We start from the raw sequence: 23,619 nt of genomic DNA, 5'->3' as shown, positions 1-23,619 counted from the left end.
GCTCAAGCCGAAGCTGCGCTCTGCGTCGGCTCCGCCGGCAGCTCGTCGGCGTTGGGATCGCCCGGCGCGGTCGCCCAGGCGAGCTCCACCAGGGTCACGATCCTGCGGCCGCCGCCATCGAGTTGGCAGACGATCAGGCCCTGCTCCTCCATATAGCTGAGCAGGCGCTGCGCGCGGCGCAGCGAGTGGGAGCCATAGGCGCGCGCGATCGCGGCATCGCCGGGGCAGGGCCAGCCTTCCTTGGCCGCGCGCGCGATCATCATGAACACGCCCTGCATGTCGTCGGGCAGGATCGAGGCGCGCAGCGACACGTCCTGCCAGGTGTCGTCTTCAGTGAGATCGGTGCCGACGCCAGCGCGTGCATGCGTCAGCATGCGGCGGAATTCGTTGAGATCAGGCACCGCCGCCCCTAAGCCCTCGATGCGGCAACGGACCACGAATTCCTGATAGAGCACGCCGATGGCGCGGAAGCCGGCATCGGGCTCGGCGAGCACGGCCCTCAGCGTGCGATCGACGCGCTCGCGCCGCTCCGCCAGTTCCTCGGCGCTGACGGGCATCTCGATCGGCTCCGCGCGCACTTCCGGCGCGGCGGCGGCCTTGGCGGCCCGCAGCTGCTCGAGCAGATCCGGCGCCGGCCGGCGTTGCGGCCGGCTGGCATCGGGCGGCGGCGCGGCCAGGATCACGGCGCGGACGTCTTCAAGCGTCGCTTCCGGCAGCGGCATCAGCCGCGGCGTGGAATTGCGCGGGGAGGTGTCGGTCGGGCCGATGTTCAGACGCAGAGGACGGCGCGACAGCGCCGGTCCCAGCGCCATGAACTGGCCGCGCTCGAGATCGCGAAAGGCTTCCGCCTGCCGCCGCTCCATGCCGAGCAGGTCGGCGGCGCGCGCCATGTCGATGTCGAGGAAGGTGCGGCCCATCAAAAAATTCGAGGCTTCCGCGGCGACGTTCTTGGCAAGCTTCGCCAGCCGCTGGGTCGCGATGATGCCGGCGAGCCCGCGCTTGCGGCCGCGGCACATCAGGTTGGTCATGGCGCCCAGCGACAGCTTTCGCGCTTCGTCCGACACTTCACCCGCGACCGCCGGCGCAAACAGCTGGGCCTCGTCGACAACCACCAGCATCGGATACCAATGGTCGCGGTCGACATCGAACATTCCGCCGAGAAAGGCCGCGGCGCGCCGCATCTGGTTCTCGGCATCCAGCCCTTCGAGATTGAGCACGGTGGACACGCGATGCAGCCGCGCGCGCTCGCCGGCGACCTGAAGGCCACGCTCGGTGTGGTCCTCGGCGTCGATCACGAGATGGCCGAAGCGTTCCGCCAGCGTGACGAAATCGCCTTCCGGGTCGATGATGGCCTGCTGCACCCAGGGCGCGCTCTGCTCGAGCAGCCGCCGCAAGAGATGCGACTTGCCGGAGCCCGAATTGCCCTGCACCAGGAGACGGGTCGCCAGGAGTTCCTCGAGGTCCATGGCCGCCGCGGCACCGGCCGTGGTCAGCCCCATCTCGATCGCAACCGTCATGTCCCCGACTCAAGTCCCCATCATCCGCGGACAGGGGCTTATCAATCCCGCCGCGGCGCGTCGAGCGCTGCAGCGCGAATCAGGCCGCGTTGCCCACGGTGGCGTTCAGGCGTGATTCGAGAGCCCTAGAAGTGCGGGCCGGTAGGGCGGTTGCGGATCGTCGTCCTCGTTCTCTGGAATCGCACAGGAGCCGAACTCCTGCCTGATCCGCTCGATTTCGGCGATGCGCGCGTGCAGCCGCTGCAAATGCTCCGGCGACCTCGCCCTCCAGAACCGGAAGGTGTCGGCCGTGAGCGGCAGGAACGCCGTTCCGAACAATGTCGGCTCGGGAACGACGGTGCGTCCGAGCAGCAGGAACCGCTCGGCTCCGGAGACGACAAGGGTCGCGTAGCCGCGATTTCCGATTCGCCTGATCCCGTTCAGCGACCATTCGGCGAGCTTGCTGAAATACGGCTCCTCGCGCCAGCGATCGGTGCAATCGTCATCGACGGTGACGTTGACGGCGTCCTGGCTGAAATGCACCACGATGCCCGACTTTGCCGGGAACCAGTCGTCGTCGAGATGGCCCTGCAGCCAGGCGCAGACGAAGGACCGGCACATTTGCGGACGGCGCTCGTAGATCGTGCACCCCGTGCCGGCCTGCCAATGCCGGCACAGCTGGTTCACCGGCTTGTCGACGCCCGCCACCTCGAGGATGTCGCAGCAGGCGTTGCACGATCCGCATTCCCGGGCCGGCCGCGCCGTCTTCGGCAGGCCGGTCGCACGAAAGCCCTGGCCGTCGCGGACCAGCAGCTTCTGCTTCTCCAGCGCGATCAGAGCACGTTCGATCTTGAGACGGGAAAGCCCGGTGGCGTCGATCACGCCCTTCATCGTCGTCGCGCCGGCCTCTACCGCGCGGACGACGCTCAGCATCGCCTGGTCCATCGTCTTTTCTTGTTGTTGTCGTCCGATTCCGGACGCCGGCATCGCAGGCCGGTGCCGGGGAGTGGCGGCGAGTTGCCGGTTGTGAAGATAATTATTTACTCACAAAGCTATCTTTCTCCTTTTTGTCGAACAACAAGCTGAGCCCGACATGCACGCATGCAGCACTTGCGCAAATGCGGGATCAGGCATGGCGATCACGATCGCTCTGCGAAGGGGTTTGCAAACGCAAGACGCGGGCGACCGGCTCAATTCGCCCTCAAGCGCGGCCATTTCGGCGCCGCGCTGCGCCAGGAGAGGAGGCGCGACACGCATTGTCGTCACGCAGTCGTGATATCTGCGGTGCGGACGTTCGCGCCGCGTGAGGCGACACGTTTGCGTGATGAGGCGCGCCGGACAACGACATCGCGGCCGCGTTGCTGCTGCATCACACCGGGAACAGTCTCTCGTGGGACGAGAAGGGACACCCCATCATCGCATGACCCAGATCAAGGCCTAGCGGCGCGTTGCCTGCTAGCCGAGGGCATGAACTTCCTGACCTTCTTCACGGCGACCTGTTTTCTTCTCGCCATGCCGGGACCGACCAATACCTTGCTTGCGACTTCGGGGGCAGGGAGCGGCATTGCGCGCTCGCTCCATCTGCTCGCGGCGGAGCTGTGCGGCTATCTCGCCGCGATCGCGCTGCTGCGGCTGGCGCTCGGGCCCGTCGTGAGCGACATCCCGCTTGCGGCCGTCGTGCTCCGCGTCGCCGTCAGTGTCTACATTCTGGGTCTTGCCGTCATGCTCTGGCGCGTCAACGTGCGCGAGCTGCGCCGCGGCGCGGTGGTGACGTTCCGCCAGGTGCTGCTCGCCACGCTCTTGAATCCGAAGGCGATGGTGTTCGCCTTCCTGCTGCTGCCGCTTCAGGCCGGAGCGTCCGAGTTGTTGCCCCGGCTCGGTGTGATAGCGCTTCTGATCGTCATGGCGGGAGCGGCCTGGGTGATGCTGGGCGCCACGCTGGGCCGCGGGGCCTGTCGTCTCGGCCGTCCCGAACTGATCAGCCGAACCGGCGCGGTCACGCTCGTCGCCGTGACCGGCCTGATCTGGCTTCAATCATTTTTGAGCGCATGAGCGCCGCCGCCGCGTGCGTGCGATGGACACGGCGCGTTTACTGCGCGCCGGATCCGCCCTGCACGATCTTCTCGTTCAGCTTCTGATCGACGGTGTCGACCGTGCGGTCGATCTCGGCATTGGGCACGCCGAGCTGATGCGAGATCAGCTTCACCAGGAGGTCGACCCGCTCGATGAAGGGTGCGCCGCTCGCCACCGCGCGCGCGGCCGACGACGGCTTGAGCAGGCTTTCCGCGGCCTTGGCATATTTCGCGAACGGCACCTGGTCCTGCGGATCGGCGCCGAGGCGGCGGGCGAGGGCGTCGACATGGTCGTAGATCGTCTGCGAGCGTGCGAGATCGCCATGCACGGCGTCGCGGATCGACTGCGGCTCGTGCGGGGTGATGCAGCGGTAATTGCCGGTGAGCAGCATCGACCATTTCGCCAGCGGCACGAACAGGGAATCGAACACCTTCAGCTTCACCGGCACGTCGTGGCCGTCGAGCGTCACTGCGTCGATGTCGGCTTCGAGCTCGCGCAGCAGCTTGTTGTGCTTCTCGTCCGCGAAGACCGATGCCTTGAAATTGGTGGGCAGGCCGACGTGAAGCACGTTCGCGGCTTCCTCCGGCGGGCGGAAGGCCTGCGGGTCGGGCGAGCACAGCGTCACCAGCCCCGGCTCGAACCGCTCCCACACCTGCGCATTGGTATAGGCCTCCTCGAGATCCATGTCGGCGAGCGCGGGAATCCGCTTCAGGTAGGGCAGCGGCGGCATGTTCATGATCGACAGGCACGGCAGCTTCGCCGCGGCGATCTTGACCATCAGGACGCGCACCGTGTGGTTGGTGTATTGCGGCTCCTGCATCGCAAGTCCGACCAGATCGTAACGGGAGATGTCGACGTCGGCCGGCGTCACCGCGTCGAGCTTGCCGGGCAGGTCGCGTGAGAAGATCGCCCGGTGCACCGCCTCGTCGCGCAACTTGATGCGCACCTCGGTACCGTCGCGATTGATGAGCTCGGCGGTCTTGGCGCGGCAGACCAGGGTCACATTGTGCCCCGCCATCAGCAGCTTCGTGCCGAGCAGGGAGCCGTAGGAAGCCCCGAGAATCAGAATGTTACGCGCCATGTTTCGTCCCCTGGAATGTCATGTGATTTTTTGTGCCCCGGCCGTCGTCCGGGGGGCGATTTGCCGGCATGTAAAGCGAAGTGGCCGGCAATGGCAACTGGGATAATGCATACAAGATGCGGAAGGTCGGGGTGCCCGGCCGTGCGTAACGACCGAAATGCGACGGATCCCATCCGGCCAGGGCTCTGCAGATCCGAGACAAATTATGTCCCGAAGTCCGGAATGCATGTCTCATCCGGCTCGTCAGGGAGAGGCGATCGTGCGCCCGTCGCGCGATGCGCAAGCGTGCGGGGCGGAGGTCGTCTCGTCGATGAGGCGGCCGCATCGTCATTGCTGCGGTGACTGGCAGCGCGCCGGATGCGCCCATAAGACCTTCATGAAAGGTCGATACCGGTCATGCCTCTTCTGTCATCAAATGGCAGCCAAATTTTAGTCGTCGGCCGCAACAAAAAACTGCAAACGGAAGACCGAAAAAATGGCAAAGTGGCGCGGGGCCGTAACTGTAGATCAGCAACGGAGCTGAGACGTGACGATTGAGTTGGAGCCGGCGTGCAACTTGTGTTGAGACCGGCCGATGGGGGCTGCACACCGCTTGGCCAAGTGCCCCCGCCCGCGCGAAGCGAAGACGAAACGAAAATCGGATGGGGTCTCGCTGCAGCAAAGCCCCGATCCTGCGCAGGGCACGGTGTCTCGTCCCTGCGCGGAGTCGAGATGGCAGCGAGACAGATCGACGAGACGGACGGCATCAGCAGACGCAAGCGCGATGCATGCGACCAGGTACGCCTGGGATCGCATCGAGCAGGCGTGCACGGCGTTGCGCTGACAGCGCAGCCGGCAAACCTGCCCAATCGCTGACGCGCCGTTCGGGGAAAAAAATGGAAGGTAATCATTGGCCTCACGGCGCCAGCGATGGCGCCGGTGGAAGCCTGGTACGCTTGCGAAAGCGCGCGTCCGAATTTTTCGAAAGTCTGTCTGTCGCGGAGCTTGCGCGTGAGGCGCACAGGCATCTGTGGGTCTCAGACTGGTTGAGGCTCGCGGAGGACTATCGGAGCTCCGCCGAATCCGCGCGCGCAGATGGTGCCGGCCGGATTGCGCACGAGGCGTGGATGTGCGCGCTGATGGCGTTCGAGGTCGCGCGAAGCCTGTCTCGTCCGGAAGATCTCGCGAGTGCCGACTTCGCCGACAAGGTCGGTATCAGTCTGCGAAGCTTCGCGGACGATGCGGCCCAAGCGATCGAGCGCGTGGAGATCGATGGCTTCGATCAGGGAGCGTTGACCGGCTTCTTCCTGCCGGCGCTCCGTCACGGGCCTTCCGCGCCCGCGGTCATCTGCATCGCCGACGAGGACATCGCCCTGGCCTCGATGATGAGCAGGCTCTTGCCCGCCTCGCTGCGCCGGAACATGTCGCTTCTGCTCATCGATGCCGGCACTTCGCCTGTTCGCCGCCCGCTCAAACAGGAGCATATCCTCCAATGCTGGCTGGACTATCTGGAGGCTCGCCCGGATGTCGACGCGCAGCGGATCGCGGTCTACGGCGAAGGGGCGGGCGCCAGTCATGCCTCCCGCTTCGTCCTCTCGGATCGCAGGATAGCCGCCGCCGTGTGCGACGGCGGTCTTTTGCGGCTGGTCACGCACCGTGCATCGGTCCATTGGATGACAGGCGTTGAGGAGGTTGCCGCGGGCGAAGCGCCTATGCGTCCGCTGCCGTCGGCGCGCCGAATGGGCTGCCCGCTTCTCATGGTGGTCGGGAGCCGCTCGATGATGCGCGAGCAGGAGGCTCTCGATCTGCAAGCCAGCCATCGTCAGGCCGGAGCCGACTGCTCGGTCGTCGTGCCGAACCGCATTCCGTATCCTCTGGGCGAGGTCGAGAATTTCGTCACGGTGGACGACTTCATTTTCGAGTGGCTCGACGCCAAACTCGGAGCTGCCCGTCGTCTCGATCCTGTAACCTACCTCTAAAGCGCGATGAGATTGGGATGAATCGTCATCGCGCTTTGGATTGCTGCTTACGCATGATCTTTCCGGAGAACCGCTTCGCACTTTGCGCTAGTGCGGCCCCCGGGTCCGGATCATGCTTTAGCGCATGATCCCTGAGAATGCGCCGCGGTCTTCCCGCGATGAACGCGGCGCAGATCATGCTCTGTCAGGAAACCGCGGATCACGAGACGTCGATGGCCAGCAGTCGTGCGGCGAGCCGGGCATTCTTGGCAATGGTCGCGAGCGCGACATTCAGATCGGCGAGAGTCTTCTCGTCGACCTCGTTGAACATGGTCGAATTCAGGGCGAGCTTCCGCTTGGACAGTTTTTCGATGTCCGTCGTCGCCTTTTCCGTCAGCGACATCAGAATGAAGCGGGCATCGTCGGCAGCCGGGCGTCGCGACAGGAATCCGCCCTTCTCGAGGCTCTTGGTCTGGTTGGTCACGAAGGCGGGATGGATCCGCAGCTTGTTCGCGATGTCGATTCCGGCGACGCCGCGCCCCTCGTCCAGCTCGGTGATGGCCATCAGGATCAGCCATTGCGGCTCGGTGATGCCCAGCAGTCCGGCCCAGCTGCCGTGGATGTCCTCCAGCTGCGAGTGGATTTCAACGATATTCCAGATGAAGTCCGTAATCGCCCGGTCGGCCTTCTTCTCGATCATAGGCTTCCCCCAATTCATCATTTTCTTTTTGTCTGGTCGGTCTTTTTACCCGGATATTGGCAAACCGTCTCGCATATCGTGCGTGGAACACTTCATTAGAGAAATCGCGTCGCCACTTAATAGTTGCAGAAAGCAATTGATTAAGTTATCTCTTGCGCACTCAGAATTTGCTGCTCTTGACCTATGTCAAAGGGACGGCGATGTGAGACCTCCAAGAAAGCCCTCGGGATGCCCCCTGAGGGCTTTTTCTTTTGCTTCAGGTACTTGCTCCGTGTCGCGCAACTCCTGTTGCTTGCAGGCAACAGCGCTTTCCGAACTTGCAATTCACCAAATCAATGAATTGAGACGATTGTTTTTATAAACTATATGTGAGGTCACGACGGAGGGGGGGCACCTCGCTGTCGTTTCAGTCCGGACCTTCAGTGCGGACCTGAATTGAACGGAAATTGAGAGGGTCAAGCGGCCTCCACCGAGGAGCCGAGCCCCCTGAACCGACCTGGAGGTTTATCTAATGAAGTTGACGAAGACGCTCTTTCTCGGCTCGGCAGCCGGCCTGATGGCCGTCTCCGGTGCGTTCGCAGCCGATCTCCCCGTGAAGGCCAAGGCGGTCGAATACGTGAAGATCTGCTCGCTGTACGGCGCCGGCTTCTACTACATCCCGGGCACCGACACCTGCATCAAGCTCGGTGGTTACCTGCGCGCCGATGCCGTGCTCGGCTCCAACTCGGACTTCAACCCGAACCAGGGCGGTACTGCCGGTGCTCGCAACCGCCTGATGAACTACTACACCTTCCGCGCTCGTGAAGACCTGAACATCGACACGCGCACCGCGACCGAATACGGCGTGGTCCGTACCTTCTTCGACGGCGTGTTCACCTGGACGACCGGCAACTATACGCCCACCGGTTCGGCCACGGGCGGAACCGTGTACAGCGGCGCGCTCACTCTCAACGCTGCGGGCACCGGCCTCGTCGGTTCGAACGGCTCTGGCTCGGTGAACGGCACCGACGGTAACACCTCGGCCGGCGCGCTCGGCGTGTACTACGCTTTCATCCAGTTCGCCGGCTTCACGATGGGTAAGGCCGTGTCGCAGTTCGACGCGCCCTGGACCAACTATCCCGGCAACATCACCGACAACCTCGTCGGCGGCAGCGGCACCGTGACCGGCGTCACCCAGTTCACCTACACGGCCGATTTCGGCCAGGGCGTGACGGCGTCGTTCTCGGCTGAAGATGCCACCGCGTACTATCAGGCCGGCAACCTCAACATGACCGGCGCGACCGCGGGCGGCATGATCGGCGGCTCGTACGGCACCAACGCTGTCGGCGGCTCGCGTTCGCCGAACCTCGTTGGTCAGGTGCGTGTCGACCAGGCTTGGGGCCTGTTCCAGGCGTCGGTGGCTGCGCATGACAACCACGTCGGTTACTACGGCGCGACCGAGACCACCGGCCACCCCGACGACAAGTGGGGCTGGGCGGTTCAGCTCGCTCTGTCGATCAAGAACATCCCGACCGGCGCGGGTGACACGATCAACATCCAGGGCGTCTACACCGACGGTGCGACCCGCTACAACTTCCAGAACCTGTCGGGCAGCAGCTACGCGCTGTACGGCAACTCGGGTCTTGCCGGTGCTTATGGCAGCATCGGCTTCGCCAACGCTCCCGACACGGTGTTCGTGACCGGCAGCTCGCAGGAAACCGTCAAGACCTGGGGCTTCCGTGGCGCTTACACCCACAACTGGGATCCGAGCTGGAACACCGCGCTCTACGGTGCTTACGCTCAGGCCCAGTTCGGCACGCTGGCCAAGACCACGCTTTGCGGCGCCACCGGCACCGGCGGCGTGTTCGGCGGCCTGGCCGGTGTCACCGGCTGTAACCCGGACTTCGCGATCGGCCAGCTCGGTATCGTCACCCGCTGGACCCCGGTCAAGAACCTGACCTTCTCGGCCGACCTCTCCTGGACCCATCTCGACCAGAAGTACTCGGGCACTGTCGCTATCGCCCCGGGCGTCACGACCGCCAAGCCGGCCGCGACCTACGAGCTGAAGGATCAGGACTCGATCGCCATGATCCTGCGCGCTCAGCGTAACTGGTAAGATCTGTCGAAAGATCTCAAAGAGCACCCGGCGGGAAACCGCCGGGTGTTTTTTGTTGTGCGAGGCTGATCAGTTGAGATGCTGGTCAGTTGAGGCCTGGGCGGCCGAAGCCGCGTAGCGCGGATGGAGCCAACGGGTCGCGCGAATGCGCGCCCGATGACAGGCTCCGCGCAATCCGGGAAAGGTGCCTCGTCGAACCAGCGGTCCCGGATTTCGCCTCCGCTCCATCCGGGCGACGGGACCGGGTGTGTCGTTCCGCTGTCAACCCGATCTCGCAAAAATATTCCGCTTTACCGAAATTCGGATTAGTCGTATGTATGGCCCATCCCGGCTCATCCTTGAGGGGCGATCATGAGGTCCCCCCCCCCCCCCCCCCCCCCCCCCCCCCCCCCCCCCCCCCCCCCCCCCCCCCCCCCCCCCCCCCCCCCCCCCCCCCCCCCCCCCCCCCCCCCCCCCCCCCCCCCCCCCCCCCCCCCCCCCCCCCCCCCCCCCCCCCCCCCCCCCCCCCCCCCCCCCCCCCCCCCCCCCCCCCCCCCCCCCCCCCCCCCCCCCCCCCCCCCCCCCCCCCCCCCCCCCCCCCCCCCCCCCCCCCCCCCCCCCCCCCCCCCCCCCCCCCCCCCCCCCCCCCCCCCCCCCCCCCCCCCCCCCCCCCCCCCCCCCCCCCCCCCCCCCCCCCCCCCCCCCCCCCCCCCCCCCCCCCCCCCCCCCCCCCCCCCCCCCCCCCCCCCCCCCCCCCCCCCCGGTTCTTTTGCGCTACATTTTTGCGCAGCGGACCGCGGGTGTCAGCCGGCACCCGGCCTTCCCTGCGCCCTCTTGGATAAGAGGGTGGAAAGATGAAGCAAAGCTCGGGCGAATTAGGCCGCGAGGATGCAAAGTCGCGTCTGCGACGCCGTAGGATGGGTAGAGCACTTGCGAAACCCATCATGCTTCGGCGAGGAGGATGCGTGATGGGTTTCGCTTCGCTCTACCCATCCTACGAATGCATGTCGGAGAACTGAGGTGCTGCCACACACTCCGTCATTGCGAGCGCAGCGAAGCAATCCAGAATCCCGCCGCGGAGAGACTCTGGATTGCTTCGCTGCGCTCGCAATGACGATATGAGGCGATTACACCGATGCCCGTGAAACTATCGGCAAGCCTTGCTCTCGCTACCGCCCGGAAATTGCGCGTGCCTCAGCCCTGGCTCGCCACGCGGGCGCGATCGAGATGCTCCTCGATCTTGGGGCGGTCGCGGGTGCGCTCGAAACTGGTGCAGAGCAGCTCGGTCTCCTCGAGCGAAACAGGGGCGCGATACAACCGGCACATGAACTCGGCGGTCGCACGTCCCTTTGCTGCGGCCGGACCGATGCTTGGGCCGCGTTCAGCGAGAAACATGCAGTCCCGGCAGATGCTGGCATCGAGTCGTTGATGCGCGGCGTCGAGGTGGTTGAGGACCTCCCGCAAGGAGTCGCGCAAGCGGATGCACTCGTCGGTGCCAAGCGCCGTGACCGCATTCACCACGTGGTTGATCGGGTCGTGCTGGCTCAGGCACTTCTCGCCCTGCGCGGTGACGTGGAGCACCACAGAGCGCTTGTCCTCATGCGATGGCTTTCGCACCAGGAAGGACTTGCTCTCCAGCGTCTTCACGATCTGCGATGCCGTCGCCCTGGTGGCGCCGATGAAGCCGGCGAGTGCGGACGGTGTGCGCGAAAACCTGTTGGCCCGGCCGAGGAAGCGCAGTGCCATCCATTCCCGGTCGCGCAATCCATGCTGATTGCCTTCAAAATACCAAGCCCTCGCCGCCTGGACCAGCAGCTCGACGGCTTCTCTTGCCAATGGCATGGATTCCTACCTCGCCCCCGGAACTTCGTCTGCGGCGTCCCGAAGCCGCCTTGCGCCCTGGCTCGCGAATCCTTCGAGGAACGTCAGACCTCTGGAGACGTCCGATGAGCATGTCATACCCGGCCTCTGCTCGAAGGCACGGACTGCAGCGTGTCCGACACGGACCGATGCGCGTGGTGCAGTCCGGAGCGTGAGGTTACGCCGATGGCATACCAATCTCGTCGTCGCACGGGAGCCCGAGTTGCCGTCACCAGCGGATGATGGATCGGAGTTGTTCAACCGAAGCCCCTGAAGTTCAAGTCACACGTACATGTTTCTTATCTTCCGCCAAAACGATGAATGAGCTTCTCAACAAAATCAAGTAGAGACGCTCTCGGAGACTGGATGTCGCTGCAGGCGAATGTAACGTTCAAGACAATCTCGCGCCCAGGGACACATGATGGTGAACGCAATACGCTGTCCCGCGCGCAACATGCACGCAACTATACGACGGTTTGATTGCACAGCATGTTGATGTCTGCCGTTGATGCAGTTTGATCGAAGCTTGTGCATGACCAAGGCGATGTGTGTCGATGAATCATCCACAACTTGTGCGATCCGCGGGAGAATTGCCCGAGGGAACCCGCAAGGATTACACGCGGCAGTTGTTGTCGGCGCGATTCGGAGAATCGACGATTCGCCGCCTGCGACGCAGCCGCCCATGCTCCTCCGAACGGTTGAAGCGCGCTGAGAGGAAGGCGGCGGCAGCCATGGTGTGCATGCGCCGTCAGCGCGGCGCCATGCGTGACCGACCGCCGAAGTCGTGAGCAAGGCGAAACCGCGGACGCCGCGCGCCCCGTTCCGTTCCCGCTAAAGCTGGAGGGCTGCGTCAGCGCAAAGTGCGAAGCGGTTTTCCGGAAAGATCATGCGTAACAACAACCTAAAGCACGATGACGATCCATCCGGATCTCGTCGCGCCTTAGTCGCCCTTGAGCATGTCCCGGAGCTCGCGGAACGGGTCGGCGCTCGGTGGCGCCGAAGCGTCCTGCCGCATGGCGTTGTAGATCCGCGGAACCATGTCGACCGCCTGGTCGAGGCCCGAATCGCGTCCGGACTGGTATCCGCCCATCAGGCGCAGGTCCCGGGTGTCCTCGTATTTGGAGATCATGGTGCGCAGCTTGCTCACCAATTCGCGTTCCTCGGGGTCCCAGACGTTGTGGGCAAGGCGGGAGACCGAAGCGAGGACGTCCACGGCCGGATAGCGGGCCTGGTCGGCGATGTGCCTGGAGAGCACGATGTGCCCATCGAGCGTGCTGCGGATGGTATCGGCGATCGGCTCGTTGTGGTCGTCGCCGTCGACCAGCACGGAGAAAATGCCGGTGATGGTGCCGGATCCCTCCTCGCCGGGGCCGGCGCGCTCCAGAAGGCGCGGCAGATCGGTGAAGACCGTCGGTGCGTAGCCGCGCGCCACCGCGGGCTCGCCGGCGGCGAGCGCGACCTCGCGGGCCGCGTGGGCGAAGCGGGTGATCGAATCGACCATGAGCAGGACCGATTCGCCCCGATCGCGGAAATATTCGGCGACCGCCATGGCCGTCTTCGGCGCCAGCCGCCGCATCATCGGGCTCTCGTCTCCCGTCGATACGACGGTGACGGCGCGGCTGCGGTTGTTGCCGAGCACGTCCTCGATGAATTCGCGCACCTCGCGGCCGCGCTCGCCGACCAGGGCCAGCACGACGGTGTCGAAGCCCTGGCTGCGGGCGAGCATGGCGAGCAGCGTCGATTTGCCGACGCCGGAGCCGGCGAAGATGCCGACGCGCTGGCCGGCGCAGATCGGGGAGAACAGGTCGATGACGCGCACGCCGGTGCGCAGCGGCTTGTGGACGCGCGCGCGCTTCATGGCCGACGGCGCCTCGGCCTCCGCCGAGACGGCGCGCGATCCCGGCGTGAGCGGACCCTGTCCGTCCAGCGGGGCGCCGAGCGCGTTGATGACACGGCCCTTCCAGCTCGGATCGGGCGCGAAGGACAGCGGCGGCATCCGGTAGGCGACGGAGCCGAGGCCGCCGCCGAACTGCCGGTCGAACGGTTTGGCGATGATGCCGTCGCTGTCGATTCGGACCACCTCGCCGATCTGGGGCTTGCCGCCGGAATTGACGCCGATCAGCTCACCAAGCCTGACGAAGCGCGACAGGCCGGAGACACGGAAATGCGTCGGCGCGATCTCCGAGATCGCGCCGCTGACGCTGGCCAGGGGAGTGCTCTGCTGAAGCTCCAGCAGGGCCCACTCGAGTTGCCGAAGAGCGTTCAAGGAAACCGTCCACCCTCATTGCGCACGCGGCGCACTCTACTTGCGAGTCTATTTGCCCGGCTCGCCCAGCGTCCGGATTGCGTTCTGCAGCGAGCTCTCGGTGCCCTCGATCATCGAATTGGTGCCGTCGAAGGCGCGCGAGGCTGCCATCAGCTTGGTCAATTCCATCATCGGGTTGGCGCCGGACCCCTCGACGTAGCCCTGCTTGAAGCCGTCGCGGGAGAAATCGGCAATGGCTGTCGCGGGCCGGTCGGGCGTGACGCCGGAATTGCCGTAGCGCTCGAGATTGGCGTCAGCGGGAATGTTGAACAGGCCGATGGTGCCGATCTCGTTGTTGTCCTGGGTGATCGCGCCGCTGCGCGAGATCGAGACCGGTCCGCCGTTCGGGTCGAGTGTGATCTGGGCGCCGCCGGCATCGATGACGGGGAAGCCGGACACCGTCTGAAGGTCGCCGTTGGCGGCGATCTGGAGCCGGCCGTCGCGCGTATAGACCGTGCCGTTCGGACCGGCGAAGGCGAGAAAGCCCTGTCCGACCACAGCGACGTCGAGCGGATTGCCGCTCTCGGTGATGCTGCCTTGCTCGCGCGAGATGATGTTGTCGCCGGGCGAGGAGAAGGCGACCGGGTTTGCGCCGGCCTTGGACAGCACGGTCTCGAACTTCACCACGTCGGTGCGGAACGCCGCCGTGTTGACGTTGGCGACGTTGTTGGCGATCGTCTGGAGGCGCTTTTCGAGAGCGACCTGCGCCGACAATCCCACATAGAGAGCGGATTGCATGACTTACCTGTTGAACTTGATGTTCTGAAGCGTCGTGAGCATGTCGGTATCCATGCTGATCGACGTCGAGGCGCCGGCGATCAGGACCAGCGCGGGATTGGTCGAGGTATCGCTCTGGGCTTGGGTCGCGTCCCACATCGCCGCGAAACGCTGCACGAATTTGGTGACCTTGGTCGAATCCTGGAAATCGGTGAGATCGATATTGTCGGTGATCAACTTGGCCTGCATGTCGATGTCGGACGAGCTGATCGTCGACGACCAGCCCATTGCGGTCTGCACCACCTGCGTCAGCGCCTTGTCGGCGAGGATCTCGTAGGCGTTGGTGATCGTGGAGGCTTTGCGGGTGAAATAGAGCGCCAGCCGCAGGCCTTCGTTCTGGTCGCCGGCCTTCTCCTCCATCGTCTGCGTGACGTATTGGGTGGCCGTACCGGTCGTGGCTGCCGTGGTCTGGGTCGCCTGGTCGCCGAGCGCGGCGAAATTGAAGGCGGTGGCGAATTGCCGGTAGCGGGTGTCGCTGAGCTTGTTGGCGAAGGCGTCCGAATCCGAGACCCCTTCGGTCAGCACCTTGCGCATGAACGCCTTGGCGTAGGTCATGTCGCTGAGGCCGTAGGCCTTCATCGCATAGGAGTAGAGGCGATAGTCCTTCAGGAAGTCGTCGATCGTCTTCACATTGCCGATATGGCTGAGAAAGTAATCGGTCTCGCGGCTGACGTCCGGCTCCTGCGCGACCTGGGTCATCGACTTGCCCAGGTCCGTGGTCAGTCTGGTGTAATCCGCGATGGTGGATAGCATGACACGCGCCCCTTTGGCCGCAATTGCGACTTCGTCCCAAGCTGCCGCGGATTGCTTGCGCGAGGCTGATGATGCGGCAAGCCAGCTTCGCGCAAGGCTCGCCAACTAGATATTCCCGGTGGGATCGGCGATGGAGCGGCGCGTTGGGCAGTTTCGTGGGGATATTCATCACGGTGGCGGCGCTGCTCGGCGGATTTGCCGCCATGGGCGGGCATCTGGCCGTGCTGATGCAGCCGTGGGAATTCGTCATCATCATAGGCACCGCGGTCGGCACCTTCATCCTGGCCAATCCGTGGAAGACGGTCGTCGACACCGGGGTCGCCTGCATGCAGGCCATCACCAACGCGGTGCCCGGACAGCGCTATTATCTCGACCTGCTCGGCGCGCTGCACGCCCTGATGCGTGAGCTGCGGGGCAAGGGCCGCAACGAGGTGGAGGCGCATATCGACGATCCCTCCTCGTCCGAGATCTTCAAGGCGTTCCCCAACGTGCTCGGCGACCCCTCACTGCTCCAGTTCATCTGCGACTATGTCCGTCTCATCATCATGGGCAACGCGCGCACGCATGAGATCGAAGCGCTGATGGACGAGGAGATCCACACCATCGTGAAGAGCAAGCTGGCGCCTTACCATGCGCTGGTGACGGTGTCGGAGGCGATGCCGGCGCTCGGCATCGTGGCCGCGGTGCTCGGCGTCATCAAGGCGATGGGCGCGCTCGACCAGTCGCCGAAGCTGCTCGGCGGCTTCATCGGCGCCGCCCTGGTCGGGACCTTCGCCGGCATCTTCATATCCTACGGCGTCCTTTCGCCCTTCGCGATCAAGATCAAGATGATGCGCGAGAAGAAGTGCCGACCCTACATCATCGTCAAGCAGACGCTGCTGGCCTTCATGAACGGCGCCATGCCGCAGATCGCGGTCGAGCACGGGCGCAAGATGATCTCGAGCAACGAGCGTCCTTCGATCGACGTCGTCGAGAACGAGACGATCGCAGGTCCCAAGGCGGTCGTTGCCGACGCTGAACCGAAGGCGGCCCGCGCATGACGATGATGGAAGACGTCGAGGTCGACCAGCGGAAGCAGCTGCCGAACTACCTGCTGGATGCGGCGGGTATCTCGATCGAACGCATGCCGATGCTCAATGTGATCTTCGATCGCATGGCGGCATCGTGCACGGACAGCCTGCAGCCGATGGCGGGAACGCCCTGCTATTTCTCGGTCAACGGCATTACCAACGACCCCCTCGGCGACATCATCAAGGACTACGAGGGCAACGCGGTCGCCGCCGTGCTCTATGCCGAGCAATGGGACTCGCGCGTCATCATCATGCTGGATCGCGACTTCGTGTTCACGATGGTCGAGGCGATGTTCGGCTCAGACGGGGCCGAGCCGCCGCTCGACGTCGAGCGTACTTTCTCGAACATCGAGATCCGCCTGGTCCAGGCCCTGTTCGAGCGGTTCGCCAAGGCGCTGCAGGGCGCCTTTGCCGGCACGTCCAACGTCACCTTCCGTGTCGAGCGGGTCGAGACGGCGATGGCGTCGCTGGCGATCGGCCGCAGCAGCAACATGTCGATCTGCGCGAACATGATGGTGCAGGCGCTCTATCGCGGCGGCCAGATGTTCCTGATCATTCCGCACTCTGCACTCAACCCGCTGCGCCAGAAGCTCGCCCATGTCGTCGTCAGCGACGGCCGTGCGTCGGATCCGCGTTGGCGCGAGCAGATGGAGAGCGAGGTCAACAAGACCGAAGTGACGTTGACTGCCGTGCTCGACGAGAAGATGGTGACGCTCGACGACGTCGTGAAGTTCCAGGTCGGACAGGTGCTCGAGCTCGAAGCCACGCCGCGCACGCTGGCTCGTCTCGAAAGCAACAATCAGGTGCTGTTCTGGTGTCAGATCGGCCAGCTGGATGGCTATTACGCCATGCAGGTGGCGGATCCCGTGGATCAGAAGCGGGAGTTCGTCGATGATATCCTATCTCGTTGATGCCGTGCTGCTCATTGCGCTCGCCTTCACCAGCATGCGCGTGACCAAGATGCACCGCGAGCTGGCGCGGTTGCGCAGCTATCAGGGTGAATTCTCGACCATCGTCCACGAGACGGCGGGCGCCTTCGACACGGTCATCAACGCGGCGCATGACTCCACTGCAAACCTCGGGCGGCTCGCCAACGTGCTGAGCACGAAGATCGATCAGGCCCACGAGGCGATCGCGGCGCTCGACGCCAGAAGCGGGCTCGCATCCGCAGGTGGCGTCGACGTGAACAAGCATTGAAGCTCGGACCGGCGGAACAATTACGGTCGGAGCGTCGCGGCGCTTCGAAAGCGGAAATACCAAGAGGCGATACCAAATGGCGCAATCCTTCGACTATGAGTCTGCACCTGCATCGGGAGAGACCGAGACGTCTCCGCTGGAGCGGCTGGCGGAGATCGCCCAGCGCACGGCCGAGGAGACCGGCAAGTTCGCCAATGTCGACGCCATCCTGCGCATTCCCGTCACCATGCAGGTGGTGCTCGGATCGGCGACCATTCCGGTGGCGAATCTGATGAAGCTTGGCCGCGGCGCCGTGGTTCCGCTCGATCACCGGGTCGGCGAGCCCGTCGACGTCGTCGTCAACGGCCGCATCGTCGCCCGCGGCGAGGTGGTCGTGGTCGAGGAGGACAATTCCCGCTTCGGCGTCTCGCTCACGGAGATCGTCGGGCCTTTGGGGCAGGGTGATACCTGACAATGGCTGCACAGGTCGGCATCGCTCCCGTCAAGCAGCGAGGCGTTGCCACGCTGGGTGGAACGGAAAAGGTCGCCGCGCTCCTGCTCGCCATGGGCCGGCAGGCGGCCGCGAGCGTGCTCGCGCAGTTCGAGCCGCAGGAGATCCGGGTCGTCACCAAGGCCGCGGCCGAGCTGCGGCCGATCACGGCGCAGGAGCTTGAAGGCATCGTCGAGGAGTTCGCCCAGCAGTTCTCGATGGGCGCCAACATTCTCGGCACCCTCGGCGGTCTGGAAGCCGTGCTCGGCGACGTGCTTCCGGCCGACCAGGTCTCGGCGATCATGACGGATCTGCTCGGTAATTCGAGCCGGTCGGTGTGGGACCGCGTCTCGTCGGTGTCGGAGAATTCGCTGGCGACCTATCTCTCCAAGGAGCATCCGCAGACCGCGGCGCTCATCCTGTCCAAGGTCAAGCCGTCCTGCGCCGCCAAGGTGATGAGCCAGCTGCCGTCGAGCCTGCGCAACGAGCTGATGCGGCGTGTGCTCAGCCTCAAGCCGATCGTCGACGATGCGATGAAGGTCCTCGAGAAGACGCTGCACGAAGATCTGACGCTGAACTTCGCCCGCAACCTCGGCGCCGACACCTATGCCCGTGTCGCCGACATCATCAACAAGATGGAGCGCGGCCACATCGAGGACATACTGAAGAGTCTGTCGGAGAAGCGGCCGAAGTCGGCCGAGGTGCTGAAGGAGCTGCTGTTCACCTTCGACGACGTCATCAACCTGGCGCCGAAGGCGCGCACCATGATCTTCGACCAGGTGCCGACCGACCGCATCGTGATCGCGTTGAAGGGGACCGACAGGCACTTCCGCGAGCTGATCCTGTCCTCGGTCGCATCGCGCGTCCGTCGCGTCGTCGAGGCCGAGCTCGCCAGCGGCGAACCGTCGAACCAGCGCGACGTGCTCGAGGCGCGCCGCGTCATCACCGACCTCGCACTCGACCTCGCGGAGAAGGGCGAAATCGAGCTCAACCCCGACCAGGAGGATGAGCTGGTCTTCCGCTGACCGCTGAACGGGCATGGCAGAAACATCCGATCAGGAGAGCAAGACAGAAGAGCCGACCGAGAAAAAAGTCCGTGATTCGCTCGAACAGGGCAGAATTCCGGTCTCTCGGGAGGCATCCATCTTCGCCTCGATGGCCGCGCTGATGGTGATCCAGGCATTCCTGATCGGCCAGGGCGTGCAGCAATTGGTGCCGACACTGAAGGGGTTGCTCGATGACCCCGAGGGCTTTCCCCTCAGCACCGGGGCCGATGCTCAGAACCTCCTCACGGTGGTGGGGCTCCAGGCGTTCAGGTTCCTGGTGCCGCTGGTCGTCATCCTGATGGTGTTCGGGCTCGCGGCCTCGCTGCTGCAGAATGTGCCGCGCCTGGTGCTGCAGCGTATCAAGCCGGACCTGTCGCGGATCTCCCCGATCGGCGGCTGGAGCCGGCTGTTCGGGACGCAGGGCCTCGTCGAGTTTGCGAAGTCGCTGTTCAAGCTCGGTTCGGTGAGCGCCGTCGTCGCCGTCGTGCTGCGCTCGTCCGAAGCGAGGGCGTTCGAGGCGATGTACACCGATCCGGTCGCGCTTCCGGAGATGATCCTCAACATCGCGATGCGGATCGTCTCGGCGATCTGCATCGCGACCATCGTGCTGGTCGCGATCGATCTCGCCTGGGCGCGCTTCCACTGGCGGCGCGAACTGCGCATGACCAAGCAGGAGATCAAGGACGAGCACAAGCAGGCCGAGGGCGATCCAATGGTCAAGGCGCGCCTGCGCTCGCTGGCGCGCGACCGCTCGCGGCAGCGGATGATCGCCTCCGCTGCGCGCGCGACGCTCGTGATCGCGAACCCGACCCACTTCGCGATCGCGCTGCGCTACAAGCGCGAGGAGAACCCGGCGCCGCTCGTGGTGGCCAAGGGCATGGACGTGATCGCGCTGAAGATCCGCGAGGTCGCCGAGCAGAACAGGATCCCGGTGATCGAGAACAAGGCGCTGGCGCGCGCGCTCTACGAGGCGGTTCAGGTCGATCAGGTGATTCCGGCGGAATTCTTCCGGCCCGTCGCCGAGATCATCTACTTCCTGCAGTCGAAGCAGGCCCCGCGCCCTGAGAAGGTTCAGTAGATTTCCGAGGATGGTGCTTCGCGCAACAGCTTGACGAAAGCTTAACGCCCTAGGGTTCTCCCGAATGGACCGGAATGGGGCTGTCGTGGGACCGCTTTATCTCTTCGAACTCGCATCGTCGCAGGCGCGGTACCTCGAACTTCGCCAGTCGACCATTGCCACCAACGTCGCCAACGCCAACACGCCCGGCTTCAAGGCGCGCGACGTCGAGCCGTTCAACAAGGTGCTCGACACGATGCCGGTCAGGCTTGCGACGACGTCGTCGTCGCACCTTCAGCTGTCCGCCGCCGAGACCGAAACGCGCGCGACTGCCAAGAAGGACAGCTGGGAAGTGGTTCATTCCGGCAACTCCGTCAGCCTCGAGCAGGAAATGATCAAGGGCAACGACGTCAATCGCGACTACTCGATGAATTCGGCGGTCGTGCGCTCGTTCCATCGCATGCTGCTGTCGAGCGTGAAAACCTGAGGTGAATTGACATGCTGGACGCACTGAGCGCCTCTCTGACGGTTGCGAGCTCCGGGCTCGAGGCGCAGTCGACGCGCATGCGCATCGTCTCGGAAAACCTCGCCAATGCTACCTCGACCGGCCGGACCGCCGGCGCCGATCCGTATCAGCGCAAGACCATCACGTTCGATGCCGCGATGGACCGTGCCTCCGGCGCGCAGCTCGCGAAGGTCAAGGAAATCGGGGTCGACACCACGCCATACCGCGTCGAGTACGATCCCGGGCATCCCGCCGCCGACAAGGCCGGCTACGTCAAGCTGCCGAACGTCAACATGATGATCGAGATGGCGGACATGCGGGAAGTCAACCGGTCCTATGAGGCCAATCTCCAGGTCGTGAAACAGGTGAGGTCGATGCTGGGCATGACCATCGACCTTCTGAGGAGCTGACAATGCTTGAGGCGATTTCATCCACCGCGATTTCCGCAGGCCAGGCGGCGTCGCGCGCCACCGAGACGCAGGCCATCTCGCCCGCTGCGACGGCTCCGGTCCAGACCGGTGACGATGTCGGCTTCGAATCGGTGATGAAGCAGGTGACGACCGACGCAATCGGCACGCTGAAGGCGGGCGAAGCGGCGTCGATCTCGGCGATGCAGGGCAAAGAGTCGACGCGGAAGGTCGTCGAGGCGCTGATGTCGGCCGAGCAGGCCTTGCAGACGGTGGTCGCGGTTCGCGACAAGGTCGTGCAGGCCTACCAGGAAGTCGTCCGGATGTCGATTTGATCTGAGGGAGTAAGGTCTTTGAAATCGCTCGCCATTGCGGCTACGGGCATGAACGCCCAGCAGACCAATATCGAAGTCATCGCGAACAACATCGCCAACATTAACTCGACGTCGTACAAGCGGGCGCGCGCCGAATTCACCGATCTGTTCTACCAGATGGACCGCATGCAGGGCGTTGCCAACGTCAACGGCTCGTCGCCGATCCCGGAGGGCGCCAATCTCGGTCTCGGCGTCAAGTCGGCGGCGATCCGCAAGCTGCACATTCAGGGCGCGCTGACCCAGACCGGCAACCCTTACGACCTCGCGATCAACGGTCGCGGCTGGTTCCAGGTGCTGGGCCCCAACAACGAGGTGCAATACACCCGCGCGGGCTCGTTCAACACCAATGCCAACAGCCAGCTCGTCACCACCGACGGCTACCTGCTGGATCCCGCAATCACGATCCCGCAGGGCACGGTCCAGGTCACGGTCAACCAGACCGGTCAGGTGTTCGCCAAGCTGGACACCGAAGTGAACCCGCGGCAGATCGGCCAGCTCAACCTCGCCAACTTCGCCAACGAGGCCGGTCTCGAGCCGCTCGGGAGCAATCTCTATCGCGAGACCACGGCGTCCGGCACGCCGGTCGTCGGACTACCGGGCGATGCCGGCTACGGCAAGATCAACCAGCAATATCTCGAGGCTTCGAACGTCGATCCCGTCAAGGAAATCACCGAGCTGATCTCGGCGCAGCGCGCCTATGAAATGAACGCCAAGGTCATCCAGGCCTCGGATGAAATGGCCTCGACCGTATCGAAGGGCCTTCGCTAGTTCCGGTGTGTCCATGTTGAACAGGGTGGGCCTGATCGTGCGCGGGTTGGCCACCGTGCTGCTGGTTCTCGTCTCCGCGCGCGTCGCCGCGGCCGAGGAGAAGCGGCTGCCCGTGCCGGCAGTCTCGATCCGAGCCGGCGAGCTGATCCGCGACGACATGATCACGGAGCGCGCCTTCGCGCCGAACCTGCTCGGCGTCGCCATTTTCATCGAAGGACGTCAGGTTCTGGTCGGCCGCATGGCCCGGCGCGCGCTGCTGCCGGGCCAGCCGATCCCGACCAACGCGGTGGAAGATCCCTGGACCGTCGCCCGCGGCGCCATGGTCAAGGTCGTCGTCGAAGACAGCGGACTGTCGATCGTCACTTACGGCTCGGCGATGCAGTCCGGCGCGGCCGGCGCGCTCATTCCGGTGCGCAACACCGATACCGGCGTGATCATCAGGGGCGTCGTCCAGCCGGACGGCACCGTCAAGGTCATGGACGGGTCATGACCAGAGTCCTGCTTGCGCTCGTCCTCGTCCTTTGCGCCGCCAGCGCCCAGGCCGCCGTCCGCATCAAGGACATCGCGGATATCAAGGGGCTGCGTGAGAATCAGATCGTCGGCTATGGCCTCGTCATCGGCCTGAACGGCACCGGCGACACGCTGCGCAATGCCCCGTTCACGGAGCAGTCCCTGCAATCGATGCTCGAGAACATGGGCATCAACGTCAGGAACGAGACCACGAGCACCACCAATCCGACGCGCCCCACCACGCTGCGCACGCGCAACGTCGCGGCGGTGATGGTGACGGCAGACCTGCCGCCCTCGATCGGGCCCGGCGAGCGGATGGACGTGACGGTGTCGTCGCTCGGCGATGCGACCTCGCTGCTCGGCGGCACGCTGGTGATGACGTCGCTGCGCGCTGCGGATGGTGCGGTCTATGCGGTGGCACAAGGCGCGGTCACGGTTGCCGGCTACAGCGTCGGCGGCCAGGCCCAGAACGTCAGCCAGGGCACGCCGACCGCAGGGCGCATCCCGAACGGGGCGCTGGTCGAGCGCGAGGTGCAGGGAAGCCTCCATGAAATGGAATTCCTGGTGCTGGAGCTCAAGAATCCCGACTTCGTCACTGCGACGCGCATCCTGGACGCCGTCAACCGCTACGCCGGCGGCCGCTACCGCTCGCAGATCGCCTTCGAGCGCGACTATCGGACTATCGTGCTGTCGAAGCCGCGCTATGTCGGCCCGGTCCGCTTCCTGGCGGAAATCGGCGAGCTGACGGTCGAACCGGATACTCCGGCGCGGGTGGTGATCAACGAGCGCACCGGCACGGTGGTGATCGGACGCGACGTGCGGATATCGACGGTTGCGGTGACGCACGGCAATCTGACGGTCCGCGTCACGGAGATGCCCGTGGTGTCGCAGCCGGCACCGTTCTCGCGGGGCCAGACGGTGGTCGTCCCCCAGACCGTGGTCGAGGCCAACGAGGCCGGATCGCAGGTGGCCATTCTGAGCGGCGTCGACCTCCAGCGCCTGGTTCGCGGGCTGAACCAGATCGGCCTCAAGCCGTCGGGCATCATCGCCATTCTCCAGGCGATCAAGACGGCCGGCGCGCTGCAGGCCGACGTCATCGTCCAATGATGCATAAGCGTCGTGCAAGCTTGGTCGCTCAATGCTCAAGTCTCGACCGAGAA

At 64.8% G+C, this 23,619-nt stretch carries 24 protein-coding genes; 15 read left to right on the top strand and 9 right to left on the bottom strand.

The genetic code is table 11. The annotated features are described in order from the left end of the window. Window positions 1-2 precede the first annotated feature (2 nt). Both XH79_RS42305 and XH79_RS42300 read right to left on the bottom strand, forming a co-directional pair. On the bottom strand, window positions 3-1,517 hold the full coding sequence (locus XH79_RS42305) for an ATP-binding protein (RefSeq protein WP_271585567.1): 1,515 nt from the start codon (window positions 1,515-1,517) through the stop codon (window positions 3-5). Window positions 1,518-1,622: 105 nt separating this feature from the next. Further along, on the bottom strand, window positions 1,623-2,441 hold the full coding sequence (locus XH79_RS42300) for a YkgJ family cysteine cluster protein (RefSeq protein ID WP_271585566.1): 819 nt from the start codon (window positions 2,439-2,441) through the stop codon (window positions 1,623-1,625). 522 nt (window positions 2,442-2,963) lie between these two features. Between XH79_RS42300 and XH79_RS42295 the strand changes: the two genes are divergently transcribed. Beyond that, complete coding sequence (locus XH79_RS42295) at window positions 2,964-3,548, top strand: LysE family translocator (RefSeq protein WP_271585565.1); 585 nt, start codon at window positions 2,964-2,966, stop codon at window positions 3,546-3,548. Between the two features lie 37 nt (window positions 3,549-3,585). On the opposite strand, the gene XH79_RS42290 is transcribed toward XH79_RS42295, so the two are convergent. After that, window positions 3,586-4,650 (bottom strand): ketopantoate reductase family protein, encoded by a 1,065-nt coding sequence (locus XH79_RS42290; RefSeq protein ID WP_271585564.1) that lies wholly within the window; start codon window positions 4,648-4,650, stop codon window positions 3,586-3,588. A 1,106-nt stretch (window positions 4,651-5,756) separates the two neighbouring features. Between XH79_RS42290 and XH79_RS42285 the strand changes: the two genes are divergently transcribed. Next, entirely contained in the window at window positions 5,757-6,608 is an 852-nt protein-coding gene (locus XH79_RS42285; RefSeq protein ID WP_245003966.1) for an alpha/beta hydrolase, read from the top strand. Window positions 6,609-6,807: 199 nt separating this feature from the next. On the opposite strand, the gene XH79_RS42280 is transcribed toward XH79_RS42285, so the two are convergent. Next, window positions 6,808-7,287 carry a MarR family winged helix-turn-helix transcriptional regulator gene (locus tag XH79_RS42280; RefSeq protein WP_212345432.1) on the bottom strand — a complete coding sequence of 160 codons (480 nt, stop codon included), beginning with the start codon at window positions 7,285-7,287 and terminating at the stop codon, window positions 6,808-6,810. A 511-nt stretch (window positions 7,288-7,798) separates the two neighbouring features. Between XH79_RS42280 and XH79_RS42275 the strand changes: the two genes are divergently transcribed. Further along, complete coding sequence (locus XH79_RS42275; RefSeq protein WP_212345435.1) at window positions 7,799-9,382, top strand: porin; 1,584 nt, start codon at window positions 7,799-7,801, stop codon at window positions 9,380-9,382. A gap of 349 nt (window positions 9,383-9,731) precedes the next feature. Here XH79_RS42275 and XH79_RS42270 read toward each other — a convergent pair whose 3' ends face one another. From XH79_RS42270 to XH79_RS42250, 5 genes are all read right to left on the bottom strand, one after another. After that, the gene (locus XH79_RS42270; protein ID WP_271585563.1) at window positions 9,732-10,175 is read right to left on the bottom strand and encodes a hypothetical protein; all 444 of its coding nucleotides are present in this window, start codon (window positions 10,173-10,175) and stop codon (window positions 9,732-9,734) included. A 380-nt stretch (window positions 10,176-10,555) separates the two neighbouring features. Next, complete coding sequence (locus XH79_RS42265) at window positions 10,556-11,203, bottom strand: MarR family winged helix-turn-helix transcriptional regulator (protein ID WP_212348669.1); 648 nt, start codon at window positions 11,201-11,203, stop codon at window positions 10,556-10,558. A gap of 958 nt (window positions 11,204-12,161) precedes the next feature. Continuing rightward, the gene (fliI, locus tag XH79_RS42260) at window positions 12,162-13,487 is read right to left on the bottom strand and encodes a flagellar protein export ATPase FliI (RefSeq protein WP_271585562.1); all 1,326 of its coding nucleotides are present in this window, start codon (window positions 13,485-13,487) and stop codon (window positions 12,162-12,164) included. A 48-nt stretch (window positions 13,488-13,535) separates the two neighbouring features. Then, a complete protein-coding gene (flgF, locus tag XH79_RS42255) occupies window positions 13,536-14,264 on the bottom strand; it encodes a flagellar basal-body rod protein FlgF (protein ID WP_271585561.1) in 729 nt (242 codons plus the stop codon). 3 nt (window positions 14,265-14,267) lie between these two features. Next, window positions 14,268-15,056 carry a DUF1217 domain-containing protein gene (locus tag XH79_RS42250; protein ID WP_212348678.1) on the bottom strand — a complete coding sequence of 263 codons (789 nt, stop codon included), beginning with the start codon at window positions 15,054-15,056 and terminating at the stop codon, window positions 14,268-14,270. Between the two features lie 143 nt (window positions 15,057-15,199). On the opposite strand from XH79_RS42250, the gene motA reads away from it, so the two are divergent. The 12 genes from motA to flgI all read left to right on the top strand — a co-directional run bounded on the left by motA (window position 15,200) and on the right by flgI (window position 23,566). Further along, on the top strand, window positions 15,200-16,096 hold the full coding sequence (gene motA, locus XH79_RS42245) for a flagellar motor stator protein MotA (protein ID WP_212348681.1): 897 nt from the start codon (window positions 15,200-15,202) through the stop codon (window positions 16,094-16,096). Window positions 16,097-16,098: 2 nt separating this feature from the next. Further along, complete coding sequence (locus XH79_RS42240) at window positions 16,099-17,037, top strand: flagellar motor switch protein FliM (protein WP_433996677.1); 939 nt, start codon at window positions 16,099-16,101, stop codon at window positions 17,035-17,037. Further along, window positions 17,018-17,323, top strand: coding sequence for a hypothetical protein (locus XH79_RS42235; RefSeq protein WP_271585560.1), 306 nt, complete (start codon window positions 17,018-17,020; stop codon window positions 17,321-17,323). The genes XH79_RS42240 and XH79_RS42235 overlap by 20 nt, the downstream gene beginning before the upstream one ends. A 76-nt stretch (window positions 17,324-17,399) precedes the next feature. Further along, window positions 17,400-17,774: a flagellar motor switch protein FliN gene (fliN, locus tag XH79_RS42230; RefSeq protein ID WP_212348690.1), complete on the top strand. Its 375-nt coding sequence runs from the start codon at window positions 17,400-17,402 to the stop codon at window positions 17,772-17,774. A gap of 2 nt (window positions 17,775-17,776) precedes the next feature. Continuing rightward, a complete protein-coding gene (locus XH79_RS42225; protein ID WP_212348693.1) occupies window positions 17,777-18,817 on the top strand; it encodes a flagellar motor switch protein FliG in 1,041 nt (346 codons plus the stop codon). Window positions 18,818-18,830: 13 nt separating this feature from the next. Then, on the top strand, window positions 18,831-19,916 hold the full coding sequence (gene flhB / locus XH79_RS42220) for a flagellar biosynthesis protein FlhB (RefSeq protein ID WP_212348696.1): 1,086 nt from the start codon (window positions 18,831-18,833) through the stop codon (window positions 19,914-19,916). A 64-nt stretch (window positions 19,917-19,980) separates the two neighbouring features. Then, window positions 19,981-20,382 carry a flagellar basal body rod protein FlgB gene (gene flgB / locus XH79_RS42215; protein WP_212348699.1) on the top strand — a complete coding sequence of 134 codons (402 nt, stop codon included), beginning with the start codon at window positions 19,981-19,983 and terminating at the stop codon, window positions 20,380-20,382. A gap of 11 nt (window positions 20,383-20,393) precedes the next feature. Then, window positions 20,394-20,810 carry a flagellar basal body rod protein FlgC gene (gene flgC, locus XH79_RS42210; RefSeq protein ID WP_212348702.1) on the top strand — a complete coding sequence of 139 codons (417 nt, stop codon included), beginning with the start codon at window positions 20,394-20,396 and terminating at the stop codon, window positions 20,808-20,810. Between the two features lie 2 nt (window positions 20,811-20,812). Continuing rightward, the gene (locus XH79_RS42205) at window positions 20,813-21,142 is read left to right on the top strand and encodes a flagellar hook-basal body complex protein FliE (RefSeq protein ID WP_212348705.1); all 330 of its coding nucleotides are present in this window, start codon (window positions 20,813-20,815) and stop codon (window positions 21,140-21,142) included. An 18-nt stretch (window positions 21,143-21,160) separates the two neighbouring features. Further along, window positions 21,161-21,949: a flagellar basal-body rod protein FlgG gene (gene flgG / locus XH79_RS42200; RefSeq protein WP_212348708.1), complete on the top strand. Its 789-nt coding sequence runs from the start codon at window positions 21,161-21,163 to the stop codon at window positions 21,947-21,949. Window positions 21,950-21,962: 13 nt separating this feature from the next. Continuing rightward, window positions 21,963-22,439 carry a flagellar basal body P-ring formation chaperone FlgA gene (flgA, locus tag XH79_RS42195; RefSeq protein WP_271585559.1) on the top strand — a complete coding sequence of 159 codons (477 nt, stop codon included), beginning with the start codon at window positions 21,963-21,965 and terminating at the stop codon, window positions 22,437-22,439. Then, entirely contained in the window at window positions 22,436-23,566 is a 1,131-nt protein-coding gene (gene flgI / locus XH79_RS42190) for a flagellar basal body P-ring protein FlgI (RefSeq protein ID WP_212348714.1), read from the top strand. The genes flgA and flgI overlap by 4 nt, the downstream gene beginning before the upstream one ends. The last annotated feature ends 53 nt before the right edge of the window (window positions 23,567-23,619 follow it).

Origin of the sequence: Bradyrhizobium sp. CCBAU 45389, assembly GCF_028128625.1 — a bacterium.
GTDB lineage: Bacteria > Pseudomonadota > Alphaproteobacteria > Rhizobiales > Xanthobacteraceae > Bradyrhizobium > Bradyrhizobium liaoningense_B.
The sequence above is the reverse complement of the archived record's forward strand: the minus strand, read 5'-3'. Positions and strand labels throughout refer to the sequence as shown.